At 64.8% G+C, this 24274-nt stretch carries 22 protein-coding genes; 16 read left to right on the top strand and 6 right to left on the bottom strand.

All coding sequences use genetic code 11. The features are described from left to right. Nucleotides 1-7: 7 nt before the first annotated feature. A complete protein-coding gene (locus IT430_12070; protein ID MCC6908672.1) occupies nucleotides 8-268 on the top strand; it encodes a hypothetical protein in 261 nt (86 codons plus the stop codon). A gap of 12 nt (nucleotides 269-280) precedes the next feature. Here the strand turns inward: IT430_12070 and IT430_12065 are convergent, their stop codons facing one another. Beyond that, nucleotides 281-1117 (bottom strand): segregation/condensation protein A, encoded by an 837-nt coding sequence (locus IT430_12065; protein ID MCC6908671.1) that lies wholly within the window; start codon nucleotides 1115-1117, stop codon nucleotides 281-283. 253 nt (nucleotides 1118-1370) lie between these two features. On the opposite strand from IT430_12065, the gene IT430_12060 reads away from it, so the two are divergent. Continuing rightward, on the top strand, nucleotides 1371-1655 hold the full coding sequence (locus IT430_12060) for a hypothetical protein (protein ID MCC6908670.1): 285 nt from the start codon (nucleotides 1371-1373) through the stop codon (nucleotides 1653-1655). Nucleotides 1656-1665: 10 nt separating this feature from the next. On the opposite strand, the gene IT430_12055 is transcribed toward IT430_12060, so the two are convergent. Together IT430_12055 and IT430_12050 are read right to left on the bottom strand one after the other, a co-directional pair. Continuing rightward, nucleotides 1666-3414 (bottom strand): FHA domain-containing protein, encoded by a 1749-nt coding sequence (locus IT430_12055; protein MCC6908669.1) that lies wholly within the window; start codon nucleotides 3412-3414, stop codon nucleotides 1666-1668. Nucleotides 3415-3530: 116 nt separating this feature from the next. Then, nucleotides 3531-4880 carry a 3-deoxy-7-phosphoheptulonate synthase gene (locus tag IT430_12050; GenBank protein MCC6908668.1) on the bottom strand — a complete coding sequence of 450 codons (1350 nt, stop codon included), beginning with the start codon at nucleotides 4878-4880 and terminating at the stop codon, nucleotides 3531-3533. A gap of 166 nt (nucleotides 4881-5046) precedes the next feature. Between IT430_12050 and IT430_12045 the strand changes: the two genes are divergently transcribed. Continuing rightward, entirely contained in the window at nucleotides 5047-6504 is a 1458-nt protein-coding gene (locus IT430_12045) for a PhoH family protein (GenBank protein ID MCC6908667.1), read from the top strand. A gap of 197 nt (nucleotides 6505-6701) precedes the next feature. Continuing rightward, on the top strand, nucleotides 6702-7061 hold the full coding sequence (locus IT430_12040) for an HU family DNA-binding protein (GenBank protein MCC6908666.1): 360 nt from the start codon (nucleotides 6702-6704) through the stop codon (nucleotides 7059-7061). 88 nt (nucleotides 7062-7149) lie between these two features. On the opposite strand, the gene fahA is transcribed toward IT430_12040, so the two are convergent. Both fahA and IT430_12030 read right to left on the bottom strand, forming a co-directional pair. Next, a complete protein-coding gene (gene fahA, locus IT430_12035; protein MCC6908665.1) occupies nucleotides 7150-8466 on the bottom strand; it encodes a fumarylacetoacetase in 1317 nt (438 codons plus the stop codon). A 44-nt stretch (nucleotides 8467-8510) separates the two neighbouring features. Beyond that, nucleotides 8511-9392 carry a hypothetical protein gene (locus tag IT430_12030; GenBank protein MCC6908664.1) on the bottom strand — a complete coding sequence of 294 codons (882 nt, stop codon included), beginning with the start codon at nucleotides 9390-9392 and terminating at the stop codon, nucleotides 8511-8513. A 185-nt stretch (nucleotides 9393-9577) separates the two neighbouring features. Here IT430_12030 and IT430_12025 point away from each other — a divergent pair, with 185 nt between their 5' ends. From IT430_12025 to pdhA, 12 genes are all read left to right on the top strand, one after another. Further along, nucleotides 9578-11056 carry an efflux RND transporter periplasmic adaptor subunit gene (locus tag IT430_12025; protein ID MCC6908663.1) on the top strand — a complete coding sequence of 493 codons (1479 nt, stop codon included), beginning with the start codon at nucleotides 9578-9580 and terminating at the stop codon, nucleotides 11054-11056. A gap of 15 nt (nucleotides 11057-11071) precedes the next feature. Further along, nucleotides 11072-11905, top strand: a complete 834-nt coding sequence (locus tag IT430_12020) for an ABC transporter ATP-binding protein (GenBank protein MCC6908662.1) — start codon at nucleotides 11072-11074, stop codon at nucleotides 11903-11905. Next, nucleotides 11902-13158 carry an ABC transporter permease gene (locus IT430_12015; GenBank protein MCC6908661.1) on the top strand — a complete coding sequence of 419 codons (1257 nt, stop codon included), beginning with the start codon at nucleotides 11902-11904 and terminating at the stop codon, nucleotides 13156-13158. Before IT430_12020 ends, IT430_12015 begins: the two co-directional genes overlap by 4 nt. After that, nucleotides 13151-14836 carry a TolC family protein gene (locus IT430_12010; protein MCC6908660.1) on the top strand — a complete coding sequence of 562 codons (1686 nt, stop codon included), beginning with the start codon at nucleotides 13151-13153 and terminating at the stop codon, nucleotides 14834-14836. The genes IT430_12015 and IT430_12010 overlap by 8 nt, the downstream gene beginning before the upstream one ends. Before the next feature lie 91 nt (nucleotides 14837-14927). Further along, nucleotides 14928-15791 (top strand): 3-hydroxybutyryl-CoA dehydrogenase, encoded by an 864-nt coding sequence (locus IT430_12005; GenBank protein MCC6908659.1) that lies wholly within the window; start codon nucleotides 14928-14930, stop codon nucleotides 15789-15791. A 91-nt stretch (nucleotides 15792-15882) separates the two neighbouring features. Continuing rightward, nucleotides 15883-16713, top strand: a complete 831-nt coding sequence (locus tag IT430_12000; GenBank protein ID MCC6908658.1) for a hypothetical protein — start codon at nucleotides 15883-15885, stop codon at nucleotides 16711-16713. Between the two features lie 33 nt (nucleotides 16714-16746). Further along, complete coding sequence (locus IT430_11995) at nucleotides 16747-17511, top strand: enoyl-CoA hydratase/isomerase family protein (GenBank protein MCC6908657.1); 765 nt, start codon at nucleotides 16747-16749, stop codon at nucleotides 17509-17511. Nucleotides 17512-17559: 48 nt separating this feature from the next. Further along, a complete protein-coding gene (locus IT430_11990) occupies nucleotides 17560-18318 on the top strand; it encodes an enoyl-CoA hydratase/isomerase family protein (protein ID MCC6908656.1) in 759 nt (252 codons plus the stop codon). 22 nt (nucleotides 18319-18340) lie between these two features. Next, entirely contained in the window at nucleotides 18341-19303 is a 963-nt protein-coding gene (locus IT430_11985) for a hypothetical protein (protein MCC6908655.1), read from the top strand. A gap of 72 nt (nucleotides 19304-19375) precedes the next feature. Beyond that, nucleotides 19376-21313, top strand: a complete 1938-nt coding sequence (locus IT430_11980; protein ID MCC6908654.1) for an acyl-CoA dehydrogenase family protein — start codon at nucleotides 19376-19378, stop codon at nucleotides 21311-21313. Between the two features lie 69 nt (nucleotides 21314-21382). Continuing rightward, the gene (locus tag IT430_11975; GenBank protein ID MCC6908653.1) at nucleotides 21383-22459 is read left to right on the top strand and encodes a Glu/Leu/Phe/Val dehydrogenase; all 1077 of its coding nucleotides are present in this window, start codon (nucleotides 21383-21385) and stop codon (nucleotides 22457-22459) included. Further along, on the top strand, nucleotides 22449-23549 hold the full coding sequence (gene pdhA / locus IT430_11970; GenBank protein ID MCC6908652.1) for a pyruvate dehydrogenase (acetyl-transferring) E1 component subunit alpha: 1101 nt from the start codon (nucleotides 22449-22451) through the stop codon (nucleotides 23547-23549). Before IT430_11975 ends, pdhA begins: the two co-directional genes overlap by 11 nt. Here the strand turns inward: pdhA and queC are convergent. Next, a complete protein-coding gene (queC, locus tag IT430_11965) occupies nucleotides 23537-24265 on the bottom strand; it encodes a 7-cyano-7-deazaguanine synthase QueC (GenBank protein MCC6908651.1) in 729 nt (242 codons plus the stop codon). The genes pdhA and queC overlap by 13 nt on opposite strands. Between the last annotated feature and the right edge of the window lie 9 nt (nucleotides 24266-24274).

Below are 24274 nucleotides of genomic sequence, written 5' to 3'. Positions count from 1 at the left end.
TGCGCCGGTGAACAAGTACGAGGTCATCGAGAAGGTGCGGCAGGTCGTCGTTCGCGAACGCCGCTGGCATGTCGAAGCCATTTCCGAGCAGGATGCGATACGCGAAGTCAAGCAGGGTGAGGCGACGCGCGGCTATCGCGGCGAGCGCCAATCCGTGATCTCGAGCGAGCACGAAGGATGGGCCGTCAACAACCAGCCCGTCGAGTATCGGGCGGCCGAAGCCGTACCCGTCGATGACGGCATCGCCGACATCGGCGGAGGCGATTGACGCCGGCCGCGATCACACTTGGGCCCCGTCGCCGGGCTGATGAATCTGCACCTGCGGCTCTTGCCGATGCTCCAGAATGATGTCATCGTGGGCCCGGTCCTGGATCACGCGCACCTTGTGCTGGCGCACGAGTTCGAGCGTCGCGAGAAACAGGCCGATCATCTCGCCGCGCTTGCGCCCGGCGCACGCGCGGCGCAGTGAGAGGCGGCCGTCCTCGGCGCGGTTCAACTGGTCGAGCAGGTCCGCCTCGTGCAGCACGATCGGCGTGTCGTCGTACTCGACGCGATGATCTCCAAGGCGGCCGAAGTCAACGGCTTCGGTGATGCGCTGAAAGACTTCGAACAGGTCCCACACGCCGACGTCTTCAAGATCGGCCTCGGGAGCTTCGTGTTCTTGCTCGGGCTCAGGTGCGGCGGCGCCCAGCGCGATCCTGGCCAGAGGCGAGCGGTTGACCCAGTCGTTGCGCAGGTGTTCGAGCGTCTGGGCCGCGTCGCGGAACCGCTTGTAGGCCAGCAGCTGCATGACAAGTTCGTAGCGCGGGTCGGACGCGTCCAGGCCGGAAACGGCCTCGGCGTCCGCGGCCGCGCCGGCCCCGCCAGCCTGCCGCGTCTCGGGCGGCATGAGCATGCGGCTCTTAATTTCCATGAGCATGGCCGCTATCACCAGGAACTCACCAGCCGTCTCGATGTCGATGCGGTCAAGGCCCTTCAGATAAGAGACATACTGATCCGTAATCTCAGCGATCGGGATGTCCACGATGTCCACTTCCGCCCGCTTGATGAGAAAAAGCAGCAGATCCAGTGGGCCCTGGAATGCGTCGATACGGACCGTGTAGTCAGGCTGGGACATGGCTGGTGGAGCATAGGCGTGCTGGGGTGCTGCTGATTTGCCTGTCCGATTCATCCACCGCCGCTATAATCACCCGGCAACACAGCGCCGCTTGGCGCTTCCACGCGGAAGTCGCTCACCTCGGCCGGCGCGTTGCCTCTGCGAGCATCGGCCACCATCGGGATCAAGTCAGCGGTCAATCAGCCCCGAAGGCTGACAGGGGTCGCTGCATGTTTCCATTGCGCGGTGCGATGCGCTCGATCTGGAGTCCGCGATGAAATTCCGCGTCGTGTTCTGGTTGATCGTGGTGCTTACTCCTGTGGCCGTCTACTTCATGCTCACCGTCGGGCGGCAGTACGACGACTACCTTGCCGGACGGCTGCTCCAGGTGCTCGGCGGATTCGTCGGCCTCGGCTGGACGACCTGGGCGTTCCTCGAAGTGGCTCAGGGCCTGACGCGCCTGTTCCGCGCCAACCGAAGCGACCTGGGCGAACCCGTAGAGTCGGCCGAACTCGAATCGACCGAGCCCGGCCGCCCGCCGCGCCGCCGTGCCGCGTAACCGATGATGGTCAGTCCGGATCGAACGGTGTGCGCGGCGCTGCAGTCTCGCCCGGCGGCTCGGCGCGCTCCTCATTCTGTCTGCCGGGATTGACAGGTGCGGCCGGTGCGCCCGCCGCAGTCGAGAGCGTTTCCGACGGATCGAGCACGCCCGCCGCGTCCGTGGAAAGCCGGATGGTGAACGTCGCGCCCTCGCCCTCGGTGGACTCGAACGAGATCTGCCCGCCGTGTTCTTCAACGATCTTGCGCGTCACGGCCAGGCCCAGCCCTGTGCCGCGCAGGCCCTTGGTCGAATGGAAGGGCAGCCAGATGCGCGACTGCTCGCTCTCGGGAATGCCCGGGCCATTGTCGCTGATGTGAATGAGCACCGCGTCATCGACCATGTCGTAATCGCATCGGAGCGTAATCACGCCCGTCGTCGGCTCGACCGCCTCGATCGAATTGATGAGCAGGTTCATGAGCGCCTGGTGCATCATTCCCGGATCCAGCGGGATGGGCGGCATGTCCGGGTCGTAGTCAGTCATCAGCACAATGCCGCGCCGGTCGCACTGCGGCTGCACGAGCGCGACGACGTCCTGGAGCAGCATCGAGAGCTTGGTCATCTCGATCTCGACCTGGCGCTGCTTTGAGTAGGTAAGCATGTTCATCGTCAGCGCGTAGATCCGGTCGAGGTTGCGCGACAGGATGTCCCATCCCCCTTCGGCCAGGCCGAGGTCCTTCTTCTTGAGCGCCCGCCCGACCACGTCGGCACCGCCGCGCAGGCCCTGCAGGATGTTCTTGATCGAATGCGAAAGCGAGGCGACGGTTTCGCCCACCGCCGCAAGCCGGGCGCCCTGCAACTGCTGTTCGTAAAGGGCAAGATTGGACAGCGCGAGGCCCACGTGTTGGCCGATGGCAGTGAGCAGGCGCAGCTGGCTGTCGCTGAAGGTGTAGTTCTTGAGCGACGTGTCGATGTGGATCACGCCGTAGGTGTGGTCGTGGTATCTGATGGGCACACAGATGGCTGAGCGAATGGCGTAGTTGCGCACGGAATCGCCGGAGGAGAAGCGCCGGTCCTTCATGGCATTCGAAGACAACACGCCCTCGCCGCGGCTCATCACGTGCGCCACGATCGTGCGGCTGACGTGGATCTGCCCTTCGTCCTGACTGCGCGGCGGAGTGCGGTACTTCACCACCGTCGGCTCGGGCTTCTCGTCGGGGCGCTCCTGAATCAGGATAAAGCCGCGCTCGGGCTCGAACTCGTCAAAGATCAGTTCCATCACAAACTCGAGCAGGCTCTCCCGATCGACCGTCTGCGTCGTGATGCGCGTGAGTTCATAGATGATGCGCAGGTGCTCCTGCGCCGCCGCGGCCGGATCGGGCACGGCCATGATCATCGAATCGTCGTTGGACTCGAACCGCTGCTCGACGATGGCGTCCATGAACTCGTCCTGCAGAGCGCGGACAGGGTTGTTCACCCCGCCGTAGCGCCGAGCGCCAAACGCGAACACCGTCGAGCCGGCGCGGATGAGATCGCCCAGTTGCAGCCGCACGCGGTTCGAGCCGATGCGGCGGCCGTTGACGTAGGTGCCGTTGGCCGAACCCAGGTCGCGCACGTACCACTCGCCATCGTCGGGGGTGAGTTCGGCGTGGCGGCGCGAACAGGTCTGGTCGCTGATTTTGAGCGCCTCGCTGGAGCGGCCGATGAGCTGCGGCTCCCAGTCGGGTACGTCAAAACGCTTGCCCTTGTCCGGTCCGTCGATGATCTTCAAAACGAGCATGCGGGGTAATTGTAGTGAACTGTTCGCTGAAGCGGCGCGCTTCATCCTGTTTAGCCGTTTAGGCGCGACCCGAAGGCTCTGCGCAGGGGAGCGTCGCCGCCCGTGCCGCGCAAGCGCTATGCACTCGCCAGCCGTCGCGCGATGAGGAATGACATCTCCAGCGACTGCTCGTAGTTGAGGCGGGGATCGCAGGTGCTGCGGTAGTTCGCGTTGAGGTCGGCTTCACTCAGGCCGCGGGCGCCGCCGGTGCACTCGGTGACGTGATCGCCGGTGAGTTCGAAATGCACGCCGCCGAGGTATGTTCCGGCGCTGGCGTGCAGGTCGAACGACGCGTCGAGTTCGCCGAGGATGTCGTTGAAATCGCGCGTCTTGCGGGCCGGGTCGGCGCCGCCGTTGACGCTCCTCGTGTTGCCGTGCATCGGATCGCAGACCCAGAGCACGCGGCGGTCAGTCGCGCCGACCGCCTGCAGCAGCGGCGGCAGGACGCGCTTCACGTTGGCCAGCCCCATTCGGTGAATGAGCACAATCCGGCCCGGCTCGTTGCCGGGATTGAGCCGGTCCAGAAGGGTCAGCAGTTCATCCGGCGTGGCGCTTGGGCCGAGTTTGACGCCCACCGGGTTGCGGATGCCGCGGAAGTACTCGACGTGCGCGCCATCCAGCGCCCGGCAGCGGTCGCCGATCCACGGCAGGTGGGCGGTGAGGTTGTAGTAGCCTTCGCGGCGCGGCACGGTGCGCGTGCCGGCCGATTCGTAGAGCAGGTGCAGCCCCTCGTGGCTCGTGAAGAACTCGACGCGCGTGAGATCATCAATCGACTGGCCGGCGATGGTCTCCATGAAGCGGATGGAATCGGACAGCCGCCGCACCATGGCGTGGTATTCATCCTGCAGCGCCGCGTTGTGGCAGAACGACAGCTCCCAGTATTCCGGGTGGTGCAGGTCGGCGAATCCTGCGTCGATGAGCGAGCGGATGAAGTTGAGCGTCATCGCCGCGTGCTGGTAGCAGCGCACCATGAGATGCGGGTTGGGCTGGCGGGCTTCGGCGGTGAACTCGTGGGCGTTGATCAGGTCGCCGCAGTAACTGGGCAGCGTCACGCCGCCGCGCGTCTCCGTCGGGCTGGAGCGCGGCTTGGCGTACTGCCCGGCGAAGCGGCCGATGCGCGTGATCGGCTTGCGGGCGCCCTGCACGAGCACGAGGCTCATCTGGAGCAGGATCTTGAGTTTGTTGGCGATGGTCTCGCTCGTGCAGTCGGCCAATGACTCGGAACAGTCGCCACCCTGGAGCAGGAAGCGCCTGCCCGCCTGCGCCTCGGCCAGTTCGTGCTTGAGCCGCTCGATCTCCCAGCTCGTGACCAGCGGGGGTAGCGAGCGCAGTTTACCCACGGCGCGTTCAACTGCGGCCGCATCGGCATACGCCGGCTGGTGCAGCGCGGAGCGCGACTTCCAGGATTCGACCGACCAGTCCGTCACGATAACTCCGTCCGGCGGGGCTGCAAGCGAGGCCAATCGTACGCGGCCGCGCCGCCGGCCGGCGCGCCGGTGCGGCGTTCATTTCTGTTCACGAGCGGCAGGGGCCCGCGCCGCGTTCCTATCGGCCCTTGGTACAATCGACTGGCCGAGGGTGGAACTTCGGCCGATGCTTTCCGGAGAAGGAGCCTCGCCGTTGAAAAAACATGCCGGTGCAGCCGCCGACAGCGCGACCGCCTCGCCCGCCGATGGGCGGAGCCGAATCAAGCACTTCGTCATCGACACCAACGTCGTGCTGCACAACCCCAAGGCCCTGTTCATGTTCGACGACAATGAAGTGGTCATCCCCTTCGCCGTCCTCGAAGAACTCGACCAACTCAAGCGCGGCAACGACGACATCGGCCGCAACGCGCGCGAAGTCATCCGCCAACTCGACATCCTGCGCAACCGCGGCCCGCTCATGGAAGGCGTGAAGTGGAACGACAAGGGCGGCGTCATCCGCGTGGCCCTCGACGCTCCCGAGATCTGCCAGCACCTGCGCAGCGACACGCCCGACAACCGCATCATCTCCATCGCCTGGGCAATGGCGCAGGAGGGCCGCCGCACGGTGTTCGTCTCCAAGGACATCAACGCGCGACTCAAGGCCGACGCCATCGGCCTCACGGCCGAGGACTTCGAGAGCGAAAAAGTCGATGCGGCCAGCCTCTATACCGGTTTTACGACGCTCGACGTGGCCAGCGAGATCATCGACGAGTTGTACACCGAGCGGCAGGTGGTGCTCGACCGGCTCGAGCCGTATCTGACGGTTTCGCAGGACGGCCAGAGCGGCGCGATCCACATCTGCGCCAACCAGTTCGTCCTGCTCCGCGATGCGCAGGATCAGTCGCACACCGGGCTGGCGCGGCGCCTGGCGGATACGAATCATCTCATCCCCGTCACCGGGCCGCGCCGGCCGACGTTCGGCGTCATGGCGCGCAATCTCCAGCAGACGATGGCCCTCGACCTGCTGCTCGATGACGACGTCCAGCTCGTCACCCTGCTCGGTACCGCGGGCACGGGAAAGACGCTGCTGGCGCTCGCCGCCGGCATGACCAAGGTCTTCAATGAAGAGCGCTACGACAAACTTCTCGTCGCGCGACCCATCATGCCCATGGGCCGCGACATCGGCTATCTGCCCGGCGACAAGGACGAGAAACTGACCGCGTGGATGCAGCCGATCTTCGACAACCTTGCCTTCCTGCTGAGCAACCGCGGCACGCGCTTCGACGCCGCCGAGAGCCATTCGACCGAGCAGCGGGTGCAGAAACTCATGGCCGAGGGCAAGCTGGTCATGGAGCCCCTCACGTACATCCGCGGCCGGTCGATTCCGCACCAGTTCATGATCGTCGACGAGGCGCAGAACCTCACGCCCCACGAAGTGAAGACGATTACCTCGCGCGTGGGCGAGGGGACCAAGATCGTTCTGACGGGGGATGTGGCGCAGATCGACAATCCGTATCTCGACGCCGAGTCCAACGGCCTGAGTTACCTCGTCGAGCGGCTCAAGTACGAGGGCATCGTCGGGCACGTGACCCTGGCAAAAAGCGAGCGCAGCGAGCTGGCACGGCTGGTGGCGGAGACGCTCTGAACGCGGTGCCGGGGTCGGAATCGCCCTGTGAAACGCCAGATTTTTCACAATTCCCTGTTTTTCTAGGGGCAAACGGGCCGATCCCACTTGTTTCCCGCCCTCGGACCCTATAAAAACCGGCATGAAAGCCCCGGGTGGATGGTTCGCTGTGAACCTCCAGACAGGCTCCGACACTCTCGTTTATGGAGAAACAAGAAGTGGCCAAGACCAGCAAGAAGACCGCCAAGGCGCCCTCGTACAAGTTCACGAAGGCTGACAAGCCCCGCAGCAAGGGCGACATCTACACCAACCTCGCGACCAACACCGGCCTGAGCCGCAAGCAGGTCGCCGGCGTGTTCGATGCGCTCAACGCGATGGTCGGCAACGACCTCAAGAAGAACGGCCCCCAGATCTTCACCCTGCCCGGCATGGCGAAGATCACCGTCCAGCGCAAGCCCGCCACCAAGGCGCGCAAGGGCATCAACCCCTTCACCGGCGAAGAGACCATGTTCAAGGCCAAGCCGGCGCGCAACGTCGTCAAGGTCCGCCCCCTCAAGGCGCTCAAGGACAAGGCCTGAGCGACCTGATCTGACGCGTCCAGAACGCTCAAACACAAAGGCCCACGTTCAACGAACGTGGGCTTTGTTGCTTTTCAGTGCGAGCAGGTCAACCGCCGATGACCGGCAGCACCGTGCCGCGCACTTCGCCCAGTCCGATGCGCGGCAGGCCCGGCCGCTGGCAGGCGCCGGTCATGACGATCGTGTCGCCGTCGGCGAGGAACTTGCGCTGCTCGCCGGTGGGAAGAGTCAGCGGCTGCGTTCCTTTCCAGCAGATCTCAAGCATCGAGCCGCGCGAGTCGGGCGTCGTGCCGCTGACCGTGCCAGAGGCGTAGAGGTCGCCGGGCCGCACGTTGCACCCGGTGATAGTCTGGTGCGCAAGCTGCTGGCACATGTTCCAGTACATGAGGCTGAAGTTGTTGCGCGAGATAGTCGCCGGCGCCTCGCCGCGCTCGCGCATCTGCTTTGACTGCAGTTGCACCTCGAGATTCAGATCAAAGTTCCAGTCCCACGCGCCATCGAGATACTTCTGAACGGCCGGGTCTCCTTCTGAGCGCGGCGTGCGCACGCGATAGGGGTCCAGCGCATCGATCGGCACGACCCACGGGCTGATCGAAGTGGCGAAGTTCTTCGCGGTGAATGGGCCCAGCGGAACGTACTCCCACTTCTGAATGTCGCGGGCGCTCCAGTCGTTGACGAGCACCATGCCGAAGATGTGCTCGTGCGCGTGGTTGACGTCGATCGGCCGGCCGAGTTCGTTGCCCGGCCCGGTGATGAAGCCGACCTCGAGTTCAAAATCGAGCAATCGGCAGGGGCCGAAGTTCGGCGCTGGCGCATCTTCCGGATTCGTCTGCCCGGAAGGCCGATGCACGTCTGTTCCCGAAACGACCACGGAGCTGGCCCGACCGTGGTAGCCCACAGGAAGGTGCTTCCAGTTGGGCAGCAGGGCGTTGGCGGGATCGCGGAACATCATCCCGACGTTCGTCGCGTGTTCTTTGGATGAGTAGAAGTCGGTGTAGTCGCCGATCTCAACGGGCAGGTGCATTACCGTCTCGCTCATCGGAATCAGACAGCGCGAGCGGAGGTCGGCGTCCTCTCGCAACTCGGCGCTGGTCGTGCGCAGCCACCGGCTCACCCGGTTGCGCACCAGCGTCCACGTGCGGCGGCCGCTGGCGAGGAACGGGTTGAGCACCGGCTGGGAAAACAGCGTCTGGCCGAGGCCGGCCAGGTCCGGACAGAGTTTCGGCCAGGCGACCGAGAGATCGAGCACGTGCTGGCCGATGGCCACGCCAACGCGCCGCCGGTCGAGGTCTTCGCCGCGGCGGGTGAAGACGCCCAGCGGCAGGTTTTGAATCGGGAAATCGCATGCCGCGTCGTTGGCCTCATCGAGCCAGCAGCGCAGGTTCGGGTCGTTGCTTTCGATCATCCGATACTCTACGGGCGCTGCTCCAACTTGGCCCGCGCACCCGGTCACGCGGTCGCCGGGAGCGGCAGCAATCCCATCGCGCTGAGATCGGCAACGGGCTCGGCGATCGAGCATGATCCGAACGACACGGCCTGGCGGCGGGCTCGCTCCAGTTGACCGGAGGTCAGCGTGAAGTCGAGCGCCCTCAATTCGCCATTCGAGAAGGAGAAGGCGTTTGACTTTTCCGCGCGCAGAATCGGGAGGAGCTCTTCGGCCGAACGGTTCTGCGAGATGGCCAGCGCCGCGGCAATGAAGACGTTGAAGAAGCCGTGCATGCGGCACGCAACCGACTCGCTCTGGTGGCGCAGGGGATGGTGGAGCCCCGCCGTGGCCTTGAATGGGATCTGCGCATCGCGGCAGTGGACGATGAAGCGCGCGACCTGCTCGGTCGAGGGAAAGAGATCGGCGGTGAGACCGCCGGTGCGAATCTTGGCGCCATGACCCGTGCCCGAGAGCGCCGCGATCAGCCCGCGCACATCCTCATCTGCCGGCAATTCGAAGTAGGCGGTCACGCCCTCCTGAACCGTCTCGAGCACTTCGAGGCAGGTCTCGAGATTGGGCACGGCGCCGACTTTGATCTCGAGCGAGGGCACGTCGAATCGCCCGGCCGATTCGTCGAGAAACCCGGTGATGGAATCGAGGTCGCGCTCGAGCGGATCGCCGGCGAGCACCGAAAGATCCCACACGCCGCCGACCAGTGGGGCGGACTCCCGGGCCAGTTCGTTGAGCCGTCCGACGGGGCAGACGAAGCGGCCGACCATCCAGGCGTGTTCGGATGCCTTCCAGCGCTGGTAGTCCTCGGCGGCCTGGCGCATTGAGAGCGCCGCGGGCGGGAAAAGCCCGGCGTAGTCGATCAGGCCGGTCATGATGGTTTGAAACGCCGTCATGGGTTCAACGGTACACTCCCTAGTGGGACCCGTCGAACGGATATGATCAAATTCGCGGTGCAGCCGATCCCTCACACTGGCCGCAACGAAGCGGACGCCAATCCCAACAAGGCAGCGGGGTTACACTGCCATCGCGAGCGGCCACGGATTCAACCCAGGCAGGGCCCCAGACGGAGAGTTCATTCGTGCGCGTTTTCATCATCGTCGGAGTGACATTGGCGATCCTGGTCGGGCTCGGCGCGCTGCTCGGGCCGGCGGCGGTGCGGCAAGTCCGCGAGCGCATGCCCGAGAAGGAAGGAACAGTCGTCCGCCTGGCCCACCCGTCGCGCGGCACGCTTGTCGAGACGATCAAAGCGCCCGGAGAGATCGAGCCGGAAACGAAAGTCGAGATCAGCGCCAAGCTTTCCGCCCGCATCACCGCCCTGCCTTTCGAAGAAGGGCAGGAGGTGACCAAGGGCGACCCGGATGCCGATCCGCCGATTCCCGCGTCGGTGCTGGTCAAACTCGATTCAACGGATCGCGAAGCGAACCTCAGAGCCGCCGAAGCCCGCCGCGCCGCCGACGCCGCGAGCATCGAAGTCCAACGGGCCCGGCTGGAGAGTTCGCGGGCGTCACTCGCCGCGTCGCGAGCCTCACTGGCGCAGGCCAAACTCGAATTGAAGCGTAACAGCGATCTGCTGGCCACCCACGACGTCGCGCAGTCTGTGGTCGATCTGGCCAGTTCCACTGTGGAGCAGCTCGAAGCGAACCTGCTCGCCCAGGAGCAGTCGCTCAGAGCCGATGAACTGAACCTCAAGGTCATGGAGTTCAACCTGCTGGCGTCAGATGCGATGATCGAGCAGGCGCGCGATGACCTGAGTTACACCACCATCTCTTCGCCCATCAGCGGCACCGTCACGCGGCTCAACGCCGAGGTCGGCGAACTGGTCGTTACCGGCACGATGAACAACGCCGGCACCGTCATCCTCGAGGTGGCGGACCTCTCGGTCATGCTGCTCAACGCCCAGGTGGACGAAGCGTCGATCGGCGGCGTGAAGGTCGGGCAGCAGGCCAAGGTGCGCATCAACGCCTATCCCGGCGAGGAATTCTCGGGCAAGGTCCGAGCCGTGGCGCTGACCAACGACATGGCCCAGGACGGCTCGAAGTACTACAAGACCGAGATCCTGCTCGACACGCACGGCGCGCAGATCTATTCCGGCCTGACGGCCGATGTCGAAATCGAAACAAAGCGCCACGAAGACGTCATCAAAGTGCCCAGCCAGTCGGTGCTCGCCCGCCCCGTGGATGACATTCCGCTGAGCATCCGCGAGAATAATCCCGACGTGGATATGACCAAGAGCGTGGCGACGGTGGTGTACCGGTTCAAGGACGGCAAGGCAGTGGTGACGCCGGTGACGATTGGCGCCAGCGACGCCTCCGACACGGTCATTCTCTCGGGGCTCAACGAAGACGACCAGGTCATCGTGGGCCCGTATCGCGTCTTTGAATCGCTCACGCACGACCAGGCGGTCAAGGACGAGCGCATCGTGGAGCAGGAAAAACTCGAGAAGGAACGCAAGCAGGAGAAGGACAAGGCGAAGCAGAACGGCGCAGAGAGCGGCAAGGCGAGCGAGGATGAAACTTCAGGCGCGTCCGCCACGAGTGCATCGGAGGGCGGCGGCTGAGCCCGCCAGAGCATGATCATTCGGCTGCGAAACGTGACGAAGATCTACAAGATGGGCACCGAGCGCATCAGTGCGATGGCCGGCGTGAGTCTTGACGTGGGCGCCAACGAGTGGGTTGCCATCATGGGCCCCTCGGGCTCGGGCAAGAGCACGATGATGAACATCATCGGCTGCCTCGACCGGCCCACGAGCGGCACTTACGAACTCGACGGCGAACTGGTCAGCCGTATGAGCGCTTCATCGCTGGCGCGAGTGCGCAACGAGCGCATCGGGTTTGTGTTTCAGTCGTTCGAGTTGATGCCGCGCCTCAACGCGCTTCGCAACGTCGAACTGCCACTCGTGTACGCCAAGTCCGGCTGGCTGCAGCGGCGCCGGCTGGCCCAGGCGGCGCTCAGGCGCGTCGGGCTGGGCGACCGCATGACCCACCGGCCCAACCAACTCTCCGGCGGCCAGAAGCAGCGCGTCGCCATCGCTCGCGCCCTGGTCGGCAACCCTTCCATCCTGCTCGCCGATGAACCAACCGGCAACCTCGACACCCGAACCACGGCCGAGATCATCGGCCTGTTTAGCCAGTTGCACGACGAGGGGCAGACGATCATCATGGTCACCCACGAGGAAGACGTCGCCCAGCACGCCAGGCGCATCGTGCGCATGCGCGACGGCAAGGTGTACTCCGACCTGCCTGCGCACCAGGACGAGACCAACCGGGCGGCGGTGCTGCTGCATCGCGGCGCGGAGCGTGAGGACGCAGCGGAATCTGACATCGCGCCGCAGGCCGAGCCCGGCTCGCCGCACGGGCCGGTGGTGAGCCGTGTTGGCCACGGGCGCTCCCTGGGGGTGCGGCCATGACCATGCTGCTTTGGCCTCTGTCACTGCTCCGTCTTCTCCTGCAAAGCATGGCCCTGGCGACCGGCCAGATCTGGGCCAACAAACTCCGCTCCATCCTCACGACGCTGGGCATCATCATCGGGGTCGGCGCGGTCACCGCAGTCATCTCGGCGCTCACCGGGCTCAAGACGTTCGTGCTCGACGAGTTTCAGACGCTTGGCACCAACAAGATTTTCGTCTGGCCCGATCGACCTGAGAGCGGCCGCTTCGCCAACGCTTCGTGGCGCGTCATCCGCTTTCAGCCCGACCAGTTCGACGGCTGGAAGCAGGAGTGCTCGAGCATTGAGGCGCTGACGCGCATGCAGGAGGTGCGCGGCGACATCCGCTACGGCGACAAGGTGCTCGACGGAGCGCGCATCACCGGCATCGAACCCGACTGGCACACCATCGAAAATCGCTACGTCACGATCGGCCGCCCATTTTCCGTCACCGATCAGGAGCGATTCGAGCAGGTGTGCATCATCTCGACTGATCTGCGCGATCAGTTGCGGCTGGACCGCGACTGCACGGGTCAGTCTATTCTGATCAGCGACCGGCGCTTCACCGTGGTCGGGCTCGTCGAACCGAATCCGCAGTCGGCGTTCGGGTTTGACGGCTCCAATTCCCGGGCCGAAGTGTTCATTCCGTTCAGCACGTCCTGGCGAATGGGCGACGGCTGGATGCAGGTCATGGCGGCCAGCAAGTCGCCGGATGTCTCGCAGGACGCCATGGCGGAACTGCGGGCACTGCTGCGCAAGACGCGGCGCCTGCAGCCCCAGGACCCTGACACCTTCGGCGTCGCGGCCATGCAGGATGTCATCGATTCGTTTCAGAAGATGTCATTCGTCATCTCCCTGATCGCCTTCGGCATCGTCGCGATTTCGCTGGTTGTCGGGGGCGTGGGGATCATGAACATCATGCTGGTGTCCGTCTCCGAACGCACGCGCGAGATCGGCCTGCGCAAGGCGGTCGGGGCGAGGCCGTCGGCGATCATGCTGCAGTTCCTCGTCGAGGCCGTCATGCTCTGCTTCCTGGGCGGCCTGTTCGGGCTGGCGGCTGGGTGGGGCATCACCTTGGTGCTCGTGACGGCGGCGAATCTTGAAAAGGCCCGCATTCCTCTTTGGGCCATGCTGCTTTCGTTCGGCTTCGCCGCGCTGGTGGGCGTGGTGTTCGGCATGTTTCCGGCCATCAAAGCGGCTCGACTTGATCCCATCGAGGCTCTCCGTCATGAATGAACCGGTTGTGCTGCGGCGGCTGCGCGCCGCCTGCCTCGTCCTGCTCGCCCTGGCCACTGTGTCCATCGCGGGCTGCGACAGCCTGCTGCGCGACGGCCGGCCGCGCGTGACGATCGATCCCGACCGCCTGCGCTCCATCGAGCCGCTCAGACTCCCCGACCTGGCCAGGTCGTCGCAGACGGTGGAAGAGGCGCGCGAGGCGTTCGCGCAGCGCCCGCCGGCGCTCGACGAGCCCAGCGAGGCGGCCGAAGTGCTGTCCCTCTCGATCGAGGAGTGCCGCGCCCTGGCGCTGCAGTACAACCTCGACCTGGGCGTCGCGCTGCTCAATCCCACGATCACGCGCGAGAACATCACGCAAGAGGAAGCCCGGTTCGAGTCGCTCTTTTTTGCCAACATCCGCCAGTCCGTCTTCGATCAGCCGACCGACACGAGTCTGAACGGATCGAGCGTCAAATCGCTCAACGGCGACGTCGGCGTGCGCATTCCGCTGCACACCGGCGGGATCATCACGCTCGATCTGCCGCTCAATCGCACCGAGACCGACAACCAGTTCGCGACGCTCAATCCGTCCTTTTCATCCGACTTCTCTGCTTCGATCAGCCAGCCGCTGCTTCGCAACGCCGGCGTGCGAACGAACACGCACGCGATCCGCGTGGCGATCTACCAGTCGCAGATCAGCGAAGCGCGGACCAAACTGGAAGTAATCCGCGTCGTGGCGGACGTCGATCGCGTGTACTGGCGACTGTACGCAGCGCAGCGCGAACTCGAGGTGCACGAGCAGGAGTACGACCTGGCCGTGGCTCAGTTGCAGCGGGCCCAGCGGCGGGTGAAGGCGGGCGATGCAGCCGAGGTCGAGATCGTGCGGGCCGAGGCGGGCGTCGCGCAGCGCGTGGAGGCGATCATCATCGCCCAGAATGCCGTGCGCGATTCCGAGCGGCTGCTCAAGCGCGTGCTTAACAAGCCGGGGCTGGGCATGGAGACGCCGACGGTGATCGAACTGGCGACGCAGCCGAACCCGATCCGATACGAACTCGAACCGATTGAACTGGCCAACAACGCGCTGGACTCGCGCATGGAGATGCTCGAACTCGAACTGCTCATCGCGCAGGATTCGAGCAGCATCGATTTCGCCCGCAATCAGAAGCTGCCGCTGGTCACGCTGGACTATCGCTACAACGTCAACGGTCTGGGCGCCTCGTTTGGCGACTCATTTGATGTGCTTGGCGATAAGAATTTCGAAGATCACATCGTCGGCCTGAGCGTCGAGGTGCCGCTGGGCAATGCCGCCGCGATCAGCCGCTACAACCAGGCCGTGTACGAGCGCGTGCAGCGGCTGGCGACGAAAGAGCAGCGGCGGGCGCAGATCATCAACGAAGTCTTCAACGCGCTGGATCAACTGGACGCGAACTGGCAGCGCGTGCTCGCGGCGGGACGCAGCGCATTGCTCGAAGCCCGCCTGCTTGAGGCCGAGCAGCGCCAGTTTGACCTCGGCCTGCGCACGTCCACGGACGTGCTCGACGCCCAGGCCAGGTACGCCAATGCCCGCAGCGCCGAGATCCGCGCCCTGGCCGAGTACCAGATCGCTCAGGTGGATATCGCCTTTGCGACGGGCACGCTGCTCGGATCGGCCCAGGTGCGCTGGGAACCGGTGGTTCCCGATGTGCCCGAACTCCGCTGACCGTCCTGCCCAAATCGAGGAAGTTGACCCGGTTGCGGCCCCTGTGAGCCGTTGATACAGTGTCGCCCAAATGTCAAAAGCGAGGACGACAATGAGCGAAGTGAAATCGATCGTGGTCATCGGCGCCGGCACCATGGGCTCGGGCATCGCGCTCACCGCTGCGATGAGCGGCCTTTTGGCGTTTCAGGTTGATGTGGCCCAGCCTGTGCTCGACCGGGCCCTGGCGAGCCATAAGAAGATCCTCGGCCGCAACGTCGAAAAGCAGCGCATGACGCAGGCCGAGGCCGACGCCACGATGGAGCGCCTCACCTACACCACGAGCCTGAGTGATGCGCGCGAGGCTGACTGGGCAGTCGAAGCCGTGCTCGAAAAGGCCGACCTCAAAAAGACCGTGTTTGGCCAGATGGTCGAGGTACTTCGGTCCGATGTCGTGCTGGCGACCAACACATCATCGATCTCGATCACGCAGATCGCCGCGTCCGTCGGCGCGCACGCGCCGCGCGTCATCGGTATGCACTTCTTCAACCCGGTGCCCGTCATGAAACTCGTCGAGGTCATCAAAGGCCTGGCGACGAGCGAAGAGACGACCGCCCGCACCATCGCCCTGGCGCAGAAGATGGGCAAGACACCGGTTCCAGCGAACGATCGCGCCGGCTTTGTAAGCAACCGCGTGCTCATGCCGCTGATCAACGAGGCCTTCTATGCCTGGATGGAGGGCGTGGCCGAGCCCGAGCACGTCGATGAGATCATGAAACTCGGCTGCAACTTCCCCATGGGTCCGCTGCGGCTGGCCGACTTCATCGGCCTGGACGTGTGCCACGACATCATGATGGTCCTGTACCACGAACTGGGCGATCAGAAGTACTTCCCGTGCCCGAGACTTCGCCAACTCGTGACCGCCGGGCGGCTTGGCGACAAGAGCGGCCGGGGCGTTTTTGACTACGGAAAGAAATAGGCTCATTCCATAGTTTTTGCTGGACAGCGAAGCCGGGCTCTGTTATCTTGTGCCGCAGCCTTGGATGACTCATCATCCTGAGAGGAGGCGCATGAGGTACGCACCGGTCGTGATATCGGGTCTCATTGCGGCGGCGCTGGGCGCCGCGCTCTGGGGCATCATCGGCTACTACCTGCACCTTGAGATCGGCTGGATCGCCATCATCATCGGCAGTGTGGTCGGCATCGCCTGCCAGGCGGCGGCCAAGGATGAGGCCGGAGCCGAGTCGGGCGCCATCGCCGCGGCATTTGCCGTGGCGGCGATCATCGGCGGCAAGATGGCCATGACCTATGCCGCCCTCGGCCGGCTGGGGCCGGATGAAGAAGTCGCGATCAGTTGCGTCGCCGACCAGATTCTCTACGAACACTCGCGCCAAGGCCGCAACTACATCTTTCCGACAGGTGTCGTCCCCGACGAGGCGGTCGGGAGCGAGGATTACCCGCCCGAACTGTGGCGGCAGGCGGAAGAGCGCTGGGCGACGTACGCGCCGCACGAGCGGGCGAACATCATGGCCTGTCCGGCGCTGGCCAATCCGGATTTCGTAGTCTCAAGCATCGCGAACGGCGTGATTGAGGAGTGGAACGAGTCGGGCAAGACCATCCGCTGGCCGGGAGGGCAGGAGCCGGAGTACGCCGAACGCGAAGAACACTACCCGACGGAAATCTGGAAGGAAGCAACCGCACGGTGGGAAGGGCTCGACGATGCGGGGCGAGAGCAGCACATCGCCGAACTCATCGAGTATTCGCAGTCCGTAACCGCGAGCGCGTGGAACGACGTTTTCTGGTATGTGTTCAAGTCGACCTTCGGCGTTCTGGACATCGTTTTCATCGGCATCGGCCTGCTCGCGGCCTTCAAACTGGGAGCCGGCCTCACCACGAGTTGATTCGCTGCGGGTGCGCGGCCAAGATGAACGGCCATGGCCGCCGATCTCGTTGATGTCGATCTGTCCGGCACAGTAAGCGTTCTCACGCTGAATCGACCCGAGCAGCGCAACGCGCTGACGTCCGGGATGATGAGCCGCATGATCGATGCGCTCGAGGAAATCGCCTCCGGCGATGGGGGCGTCGTGCTTCTCCGCGGCAACGGCCCCTCGTTCTGCGCTGGCTTCGATCTCGCCGACGCGGTTGCTCAGCCGGGTCTCATGGGGCGGTACATCGAGCAACTTGGCGCCATCGCGCGCGCTTTGCGCCGCGTGCCTCAGGTCGTGGTGGCCGCGGTTCAGGGCGCCGCGCTGGCTGGCGGGTGCGCCATCGTGTCTGCGTGCGACTTCGTCGTCGCTTCGCCGCAGTCGCAGTTCGGCTATCCCGTGCATCGCATCGGAGTGTCGCCCGCCGTGAGCATTCCCACGTTGCGGCAGTTGATCGGCGACGGTCGCTGTCGCTCGATGCTCATGGGCGGCCAGATCATCGACGGGGCTGAGGCAGCGCGGCTCGGGCTGGTTTCGCACCTCTTGCATGCCGGGACGGGAATCGATGATGCGGCCCGGCGCTTGTGCGAGTCACTGGCCGGCAAGGGCCAGGTCGCGCTGCGAGCCACCAAGCGGTGGATCAGTGAACTCGACGGCTCGCTCGAAGATGCGCCGTTTGAGCGGTCTACCGCGGCCTCTGCTGCGGCGGCCGTCGAGCCGGAGGCTCAGCGCCTCGTGCAGGCGTTCTGGAGCCTTCGGCGCGATCTTCGCTGAGTGTCGTTGCGGTTTCGTGTCGCGCCCATGACCCCTAGAATGGCCCGCATGTCCGATCTGGTTCAAGTCATTCAGCACGAAAACGGCGCCGTTGCCGAGCTGCGCCTCTATCGCCCCGAGGCGCGAAACGCGCTGAGCAGAGACTTACTCAGCGAAGCGCGGCAGGCGCTGGCGCCGCTCGCCGCCTCCGAAGACGTGCGCGTCATCATCATCAGCGGGGAAGGCAAGGCGTTTTGCGCCGGGATGGATCTGAAGGCCCTGCTCAAGGACCCGCCGGCAATGGGCGAACTGCTCATGCTCATCAGTCTGCTGCTGCGCGAGATCCGCCGGGCGCCCAAGCCCACGATCGCCTGCGTGCAGGGTGCGGCGGTGGGGGGCGGCTGCGGTCTCATGTCGGTCTGCGACTTCGCGTTCAGCCACGCCGAAGCGCGCATCGGCTATCCCGAAGTCGATCTCGGCGTGTGCCCTGCGGTTGTTGCGCCATGGTTGGTGCGCAAACTTGGCTCTGGTCGCGCGAGGCAGGTCCTGCTCGCGGGCGGGACCATGGCCGGTCAGCGCGCGCTCGAACTCGGTCTCATCACGCACCTAGTCGACCGTGAGTCGCTTGAGAGCGAAGCGCTTCAGTTCGCTGCAGCGCTGGCAAAGGGCGGCCCGCGCGCCATGGCGGTCACCAAGAACTGGCTCAACGAACTCGACGGCTCGATGGAGGATGACGTCCTCGACAAGGCCGCGCGCATCTCCGCGGAGATCGTCCAGGGCGAGGAAGCGCTCACCCGCCTCGGCAAACTGTTCGGTGCGGGCGATTGAGGCCAGAAGCAGCGGAGGAATCGTGAACACCCACGGCGAGCGGCTCGAGACACGGTGCGACCGATCGGGGGTGAACCCGAATTGCATCGTTCTCGCCGGCTGCGGCGCCCGGGCGGAATTGCTCAGGCGCGCGCTCGCCGGGCACTGGCGATTCGCATCGCCGGACGACGCGAGTCCGGCCCCGGCCGGCGCGATCTACATGGAGGCCGCCGGCGAGGCGCGCTACGAGCAGCTCGCAGCCCTGCGGGCCATCAGCGCCATCGCGCCCGACGACGCCGTGATCATCTCCACCTCCCCGGTTCTCGCCCATGGCGAGATCGCCGGCAGCGTCACCCATCCGGCCCGGCTCATCAGCCTTGTGCCGCCATGGACCGCACACGCCAGTACATGCGAAATCATTCCCGGCCCGAAAACGTGCGAAGCGACGCGGCAGACGGCCTGGGGCCTCGCTCGCGAAGCCGGCTGGAGCGTGCTGGTCGAGCAAGGCGGCGGCCCCAGCGCGCTGACGCGCCTGCAGGGCAGCGTCCTGATCGAGTCCTGGAACCTGGCCAGACGGACCGGCCGACCGGCCGAGGTGGATCGCTCCGCGCGTGCGGCTCAACTGCCCTGGTCGCCGCTTCGCGAGATCGATCGCATCGGGCTGCGCCGGCTGGCTCAGGCGTTTGGTCGCGCTGAGCAAGCGGTTGGCATCGAGAGCATCTACGCGTCAGACGCGTCTGACGAACTCTCAGCGGCGTTCGCGGCGAATTGCGGAAATGACCTTATTGCGGCGGGGGTGCGGGAGGGATATTTCTTACACAGCGCCATGCAGGCCGCAGCAACGCTTCTGAACGACGGATTGCTGGAGGATCGATCCCTCCTTCGCCGGGCGCTCGTTGCCGCGTTCGGCCGCTCGCTTGCCCGCCGACTTTCAAGCGCGCCGTTGGCGCGATATGCTGACGAGACCCTCGGCGCGTCATTGACTTCGCCGAATCGATCGGATTGACAAGGCGATTTTCTGCGGGGTCGCGCCCACTTCGTGCCTGCACGTGCGCAGGCGGACCGAAAAGGAGCAATCATGGCCACCAGTTCGTTGAGCAGCATGAAGGGAATCTCCGAAAAGGATCGCAAGCAGATCCGCCAGGCGGAGGAGATGCTCGGCCCCGATCCCGAAACCATGGGGCTGGTCAAGAACTTCTTCTGGGGCAACATCCGCGAAGAACTCGCGTTTCCCTATCCCGCCGTCAGCGCCGAGGAAACCGCGCGCTGCGACCAGTTGCTCGCCGAACTTGACGACTACCTCAAGAACGAACACCCGGCAGTGCAAATCGATCGTGACCAGGAGATCCCGCAGTGGTGCATCGACCGTCTCTTTAAGATCGGCGTGCTTGGGATGATCATCCCCAAGGAGTATGGCGGCGGTGGATACGGCGTGACCAGCTACAACCGCGCCCTTGAGCGCATCGGGCAGAGCTGCGGCTCGACCGCCGTGCTCGTTTCCGCCCACCAGTCCATCGGCTGCAAGGCGGTCGTGCTCTACGGCAGTGAAGAGCAGAAGCGCCACTGGCTGCCGCATCTGGCCAACGACATGCTTTCGGCCTTCTGCCTCTCTGAGCCGAACGTCGGCTGCGACGCCGGCGGCCAGGAGACGACCTGCCGACTGAGCGAAGACGGCAGCCACTACATCCTCAACGGCGAGAAGAAATGGGCCACGTCGGGCGCGCTCTCGGGCATGTTTACCGTGATGGCCAAGCAGCCGATCACCGATCCCAAGAGCGGCAAGGTCAAGGAGAAGGTCACCGCGCTCATCGTCACACCCGACATGCCCGGCGTGGACATCTTCAGCCGCAATCGCAGCAAGTGCTCGATCAGAGGCACTTGGCAGGCGCGCATCCGCTTTACCAATGTCAAGGTTCCCCGCGCCAACCTGCTCCACCAGGAGGGCCGCGGTCTCAACGTCGCGCTGACCTGCCTGAACTACGGCCGGTGCACGCTGTCGGCCGGGATGCTCGGGGGCGCCCGCGCGGCCTACCTCCAGGCCGGCAAGTGGGCCCAGACGCGCTTCCAGTTCGACCGGCCCATCGGCGATTTCGAACTCGTGCAGGAGTACCTGCTCGACATGGCTTCGTTCGTCTACGCCATGGATGCCGTGCTCTATCTCACCACGGGCATTCTCGACCGCGACGATCCGGATGTGATGCTCGAAACGGCGATCTGCAAGATCTTCTGCTCTGAGTGGGGCTTCCGCACCGTCGATCGGGCCGTGCAGGTCATGGGCGGCGAGTCGCAGATGACCGAGAACTACATCGAGCGCATCTGGCGCGACAGCCGCATCAACAGCATCGTCGAAGGCGCCAACGAAGTCATGCACTCGTTCGTGTTCGCCTACGGCAGCAAGCAACTCGGCGAGTATCTCATCAATGTCAAGGACAACGCGCTCAAGCCCGGCTTCTGGGGCGCAGCGACGAAGATCGGCGCCGAGATGTTCCTGGGCCTGCGGTCGGCGGCTCCCTCGGTCACGCGCCTGAGCCCGCAACTCGTCGAACACCAGACCACGTTCGAGAACAACGTCCGCGAATTCTCGCACCAGGTCAAGCTCATGATGAAAGAGCACGAGGAGAAGATCATCTCGCGCGAGTGCACCCAGAAGCGCCTGAGCATGTGCGCCCTCTATCTCTACGCCTCGGCGGCCGTGCTCAGCCGGCTTGATCGCACGCTGCGGTCGAACCACGACGCCGGCGAAGTGGAATACGAGATGGCCGCGGGCGGCTACTTCCTCAAGCACGCCGACCTGCAGATTCGCGACGAGATCCGTCACTTGCGCGACAACATCGACGAGACGCTGCGATCGTCGATTCCCGTGATCCGCAAGTTCATCGACGGCCTGTCCAACGACCAGTTCGCGATCCCGGAGAAGTCGCCCAACGCCCGCGGAACCGGCCGCGAAATGAAGCAGGACGGCATACCGCAGTTCGGCAGCGGATCGCTCACTGGTGAACAGGTCCGGAACGCCTAGACTGATGACGCTCGCTCCACCGTTTCGAGCGGGTGCGGCTGATCAACGACGATTGCAGAGGAGTTTGGGATGGTCTTCGAACGCATGGCCAATCGCGGACACGAGCGGGTGCTCTTTGTGCAGAATCGCCCCGCCGGGCTCCGCGCCATTATCGCCATTCACAGCACCACGCTTGGCCCGGCGCTGGGCGGGGTGCGGCGATGGCATTACGCGTCCGAAGATGATGCGCTCGAGGATGTGCTGCGCCTGAGCGAAGCGATGACCTACAAGGCGGCGGTGTCGCACCTGCCCATGGGCGGGGCCAAGAGCGTGATCATGCTCGATGCCGCCCGGGCCGAGCCGCGCGAGGTCGCCGCCCGCGCCATGGGCCGCGCCGTCGATACTTTGCGCGGCGACTACATCGCCGCCGAAGACGTCGGAGTCGATGAGCAGTACATTGACTGGATGGCCGAAGAGACCCGCTTTGTCATGGGAGGCGAGAAGAAATCGCGCGGCGGCGATCCGTCGCCGCACACGGCGCGCGGCGTCGTCAACGGCATGCTCGCCGCCATGCGATTCCTCGGCCAGGATCCCACCTTCAAGGACAAGACCATTGCCATTCAGGGGATGGGGCACGTCGGCTGGAATGTGGCCCGGATCGTGATCGGCGAGGGCGCCAGCGTCAAAGCCGCCGATATCTCGCCAGACCGCCTCGATCTCGCCAAGCAGCAGCTGGGCGTTGAGGTCGTCAATGTCGATCACATCCTCGCCACGCCTTGCGACATTCTCTGCCCCTGCGCTCTGGGCGGCGTAATCAACGGTACCAACATCGCCGACATCCAGGCGCCCATCATCTGCGGGGCCGCCAACAACGTGCTCGACGATCCGTTTGAGGATTCATCCGCACTGATGGCGCGCAACGTGCTCTACTGCCCCGACTTCGTCGTCAACGCCGGTGGATTGATCCAACTCGCCGGACTCTGGCTCGAGTACACCGCCGAGCAACTGGCGCGAAAGATCGCCGACATCGAGTCGACCACGCTCAAGATTCTCGATCGCGGGCGCACGCTGCAGTCCAACCATGCCGCAGCGGTGGACTACGCTCGCAGCGTGATCGACAATGGCATTCCGAACCAGCCGGCCCGGGGAACGATTCATGCCGGTTGAGAAGGTCTACAGCGCGACCATCGAGCGCATTTCCATCCTCGACGAGAACGGCAAATTCGACGCCAAACTCGGCAAGGACATCATTCCGCTCGACGACACCGTGGCGCTCTACGAGCACATGACGATCTGTCGCGAGTACGACATGGTCGCGTTCAAACTCCAGCGCTCAGGCCGCATGGGCACCTACCCGCAGAACTGGGGACAGGAGGCCACCAGCACTGGCGCGGCATATGCCATGGACGACCGCGACTGGTTCGTTCCGGCCTACCGCGAGAACGCCGGAATGTTCTGGCGCGGTCTGCCCATGGAGTACGTCTTCTGGCACTGGATGGGGGATGAGCGCGGCAACAAGATCCCCGACGGCATGCGGACGCTGCCGCTCTCCGTGCCCATCGGCACGCAGATGCTCCACGCCTGCGGTCTGGCGTGGGCCGGAAAGTATCGCGACGACGGCTCAGCGGCTGTCACGTTCTTTGGCGACGGAGGCAGCAGTGAGGGCGACTTTCACGAGGCGATGAACTTCGCCACCACGCTTGAACTGCCCGTCGTCTTCTTCTGCCAGAACAACGGCTGGGCCATCTCCACGCCCCGCAAACGCAACGTCGGCGGCGAAACGGTCGCCCAGCGCGGCCTCGCCTATGGGGCACATTGCGTGCAGGTGGATGGCAACGACATCTTCGCCGTCGTCAAAGTCGTGCGCGAGGCGCTCGATCGGGCCCGCAACGATTTCAAAGTGACGTTCATCGAGGGCGTGACGTATCGCATGGGCGATCACACCACCGCTGACGACGCCAGGCGCTACCGCGACCCCAAGGAACTCGAAGCGTGGACGAAGCGCGACCCGCTGACGCGCCTTCGAATGTACCTGCAATCGCAAAGCGCGTGGGACGATTCGAAGCAGCAGGCGCTCGAGGCCCGTGCGAAGGAACACGTCAGCGGAGTGGTCGCCCGCGCGGAAGGCATCGCCAAGCCGGACGCCTCAGACATCTTCAACTACACCTTCGCCAAACCGCCCGCGACACTCGCCGAGCAGCGCGAGACAATGCGCACGAATTCGCTTTCGCTGCGCGACCAGGTTCAGCCGGCATAGCGCGTCGGGTCAGGCACGCGCGCCTGCTCAAATCCCTGCCGCCGCAGCAGGCAGGAATCGCAGTGCCCGCATGCGAGCATCGGCGCCGGCGGGTTGTAGCAACTGGTCGTCAGCGCGTAATCAACGCCCAGGCGCGTGCCCGTGCGGATGATCTCCGCCTTGCTCATCTCGATAATCGGCGTATTGACGTGCAGGCGCCGACCTTCAACGCCGGCCTTTGTCGCGAGGTTGGCCACGTTCTCGAAAGCGCTGACGAACGCCGGCCGGCAGTCGGGATAACCCGAGTAATCCACTGCATTGACGCCGATGAAGACGTCAGAGGCGCCCAGTGTCTCCGCGTATGCGATGGCGAGCGAGAGCAAGACGAGGTTCCGCGCGGGCACATAGGTGACAGGAATGGCGCTGCCAATCTCATCCACGCGCTCATGCGTGGGCACATCGATTTCAGCGGTGAGCGCCGAGCCGCCAAAGGCGCGCAGATCGACGGCGACTGTTTTGTGGTCGATGGCGCCCAGCGCACGGGCAACCCGGTCGGCACATTCCAGTTCGAAGCGGTGCCGCTGTCCATAGTCGATGCTCAGCGCATGGCACATAAAGCCGTCGCGGCGCGCGATCGCGAGCACCGTGGCGCTGTCGAGTCCGCCTGAGAGCAGAACGACAGCTCTGTCCTGAGTTCCGTCAGACGGTTCGCGGTTCGGCTTCGGCGTCGCTGGCATCTGGCGATA

This window comes from Phycisphaerales bacterium, from assembly GCA_020852515.1.
GTDB lineage: Bacteria > Planctomycetota > Phycisphaerae > Phycisphaerales > UBA5793 > UBA5793.
The sequence above is the reverse complement of the archived record's forward strand: the minus strand, read 5'-3'. Positions and strand labels throughout refer to the sequence as shown.

Coding starts and splice junctions, on each gene's coding strand:
- IT430_12045 (MCC6908667.1), top strand. CDS start 5,047: ATGCTTTCCGGAGAAGGAGCCTCGCCGTTGAAAAAACATGCCGGTGCA.
- IT430_12060 (MCC6908670.1), top strand. CDS start 1,371: ATGAAATTCCGCGTCGTGTTCTGGTTGATCGTGGTGCTTACTCCTGTG.
- pdhA (MCC6908652.1), top strand. CDS start 22,449: ATGCCGGTTGAGAAGGTCTACAGCGCGACCATCGAGCGCATTTCCATC.
- IT430_11995 (MCC6908657.1), top strand. CDS start 16,747: ATGGCCGCCGATCTCGTTGATGTCGATCTGTCCGGCACAGTAAGCGTT.
- IT430_12000 (MCC6908658.1), top strand. CDS start 15,883: ATGAGGTACGCACCGGTCGTGATATCGGGTCTCATTGCGGCGGCGCTG.
- queC (MCC6908651.1), bottom strand. CDS start 24,265: ATGCCAGCGACGCCGAAGCCGAACCGCGAACCGTCTGACGGAACTCAG.
- fahA (MCC6908665.1), bottom strand. CDS start 8,466: ATGATCGAAAGCAACGACCCGAACCTGCGCTGCTGGCTCGATGAGGCC.
- IT430_12005 (MCC6908659.1), top strand. CDS start 14,928: ATGAGCGAAGTGAAATCGATCGTGGTCATCGGCGCCGGCACCATGGGC.
- IT430_12010 (MCC6908660.1), top strand. CDS start 13,151: ATGAATGAACCGGTTGTGCTGCGGCGGCTGCGCGCCGCCTGCCTCGTC.
- IT430_12030 (MCC6908664.1), bottom strand. CDS start 9,392: ATGACGGCGTTTCAAACCATCATGACCGGCCTGATCGACTACGCCGGG.
- IT430_11980 (MCC6908654.1), top strand. CDS start 19,376: ATGGCCACCAGTTCGTTGAGCAGCATGAAGGGAATCTCCGAAAAGGAT.
- IT430_11990 (MCC6908656.1), top strand. CDS start 17,560: ATGTCCGATCTGGTTCAAGTCATTCAGCACGAAAACGGCGCCGTTGCC.
- IT430_12015 (MCC6908661.1), top strand. CDS start 11,902: ATGACCATGCTGCTTTGGCCTCTGTCACTGCTCCGTCTTCTCCTGCAA.
- IT430_11975 (MCC6908653.1), top strand. CDS start 21,383: ATGGTCTTCGAACGCATGGCCAATCGCGGACACGAGCGGGTGCTCTTT.
- IT430_12065 (MCC6908671.1), bottom strand. CDS start 1,117: ATGTCCCAGCCTGACTACACGGTCCGTATCGACGCATTCCAGGGCCCA.
- IT430_12055 (MCC6908669.1), bottom strand. CDS start 3,414: ATGCTCGTTTTGAAGATCATCGACGGACCGGACAAGGGCAAGCGTTTT.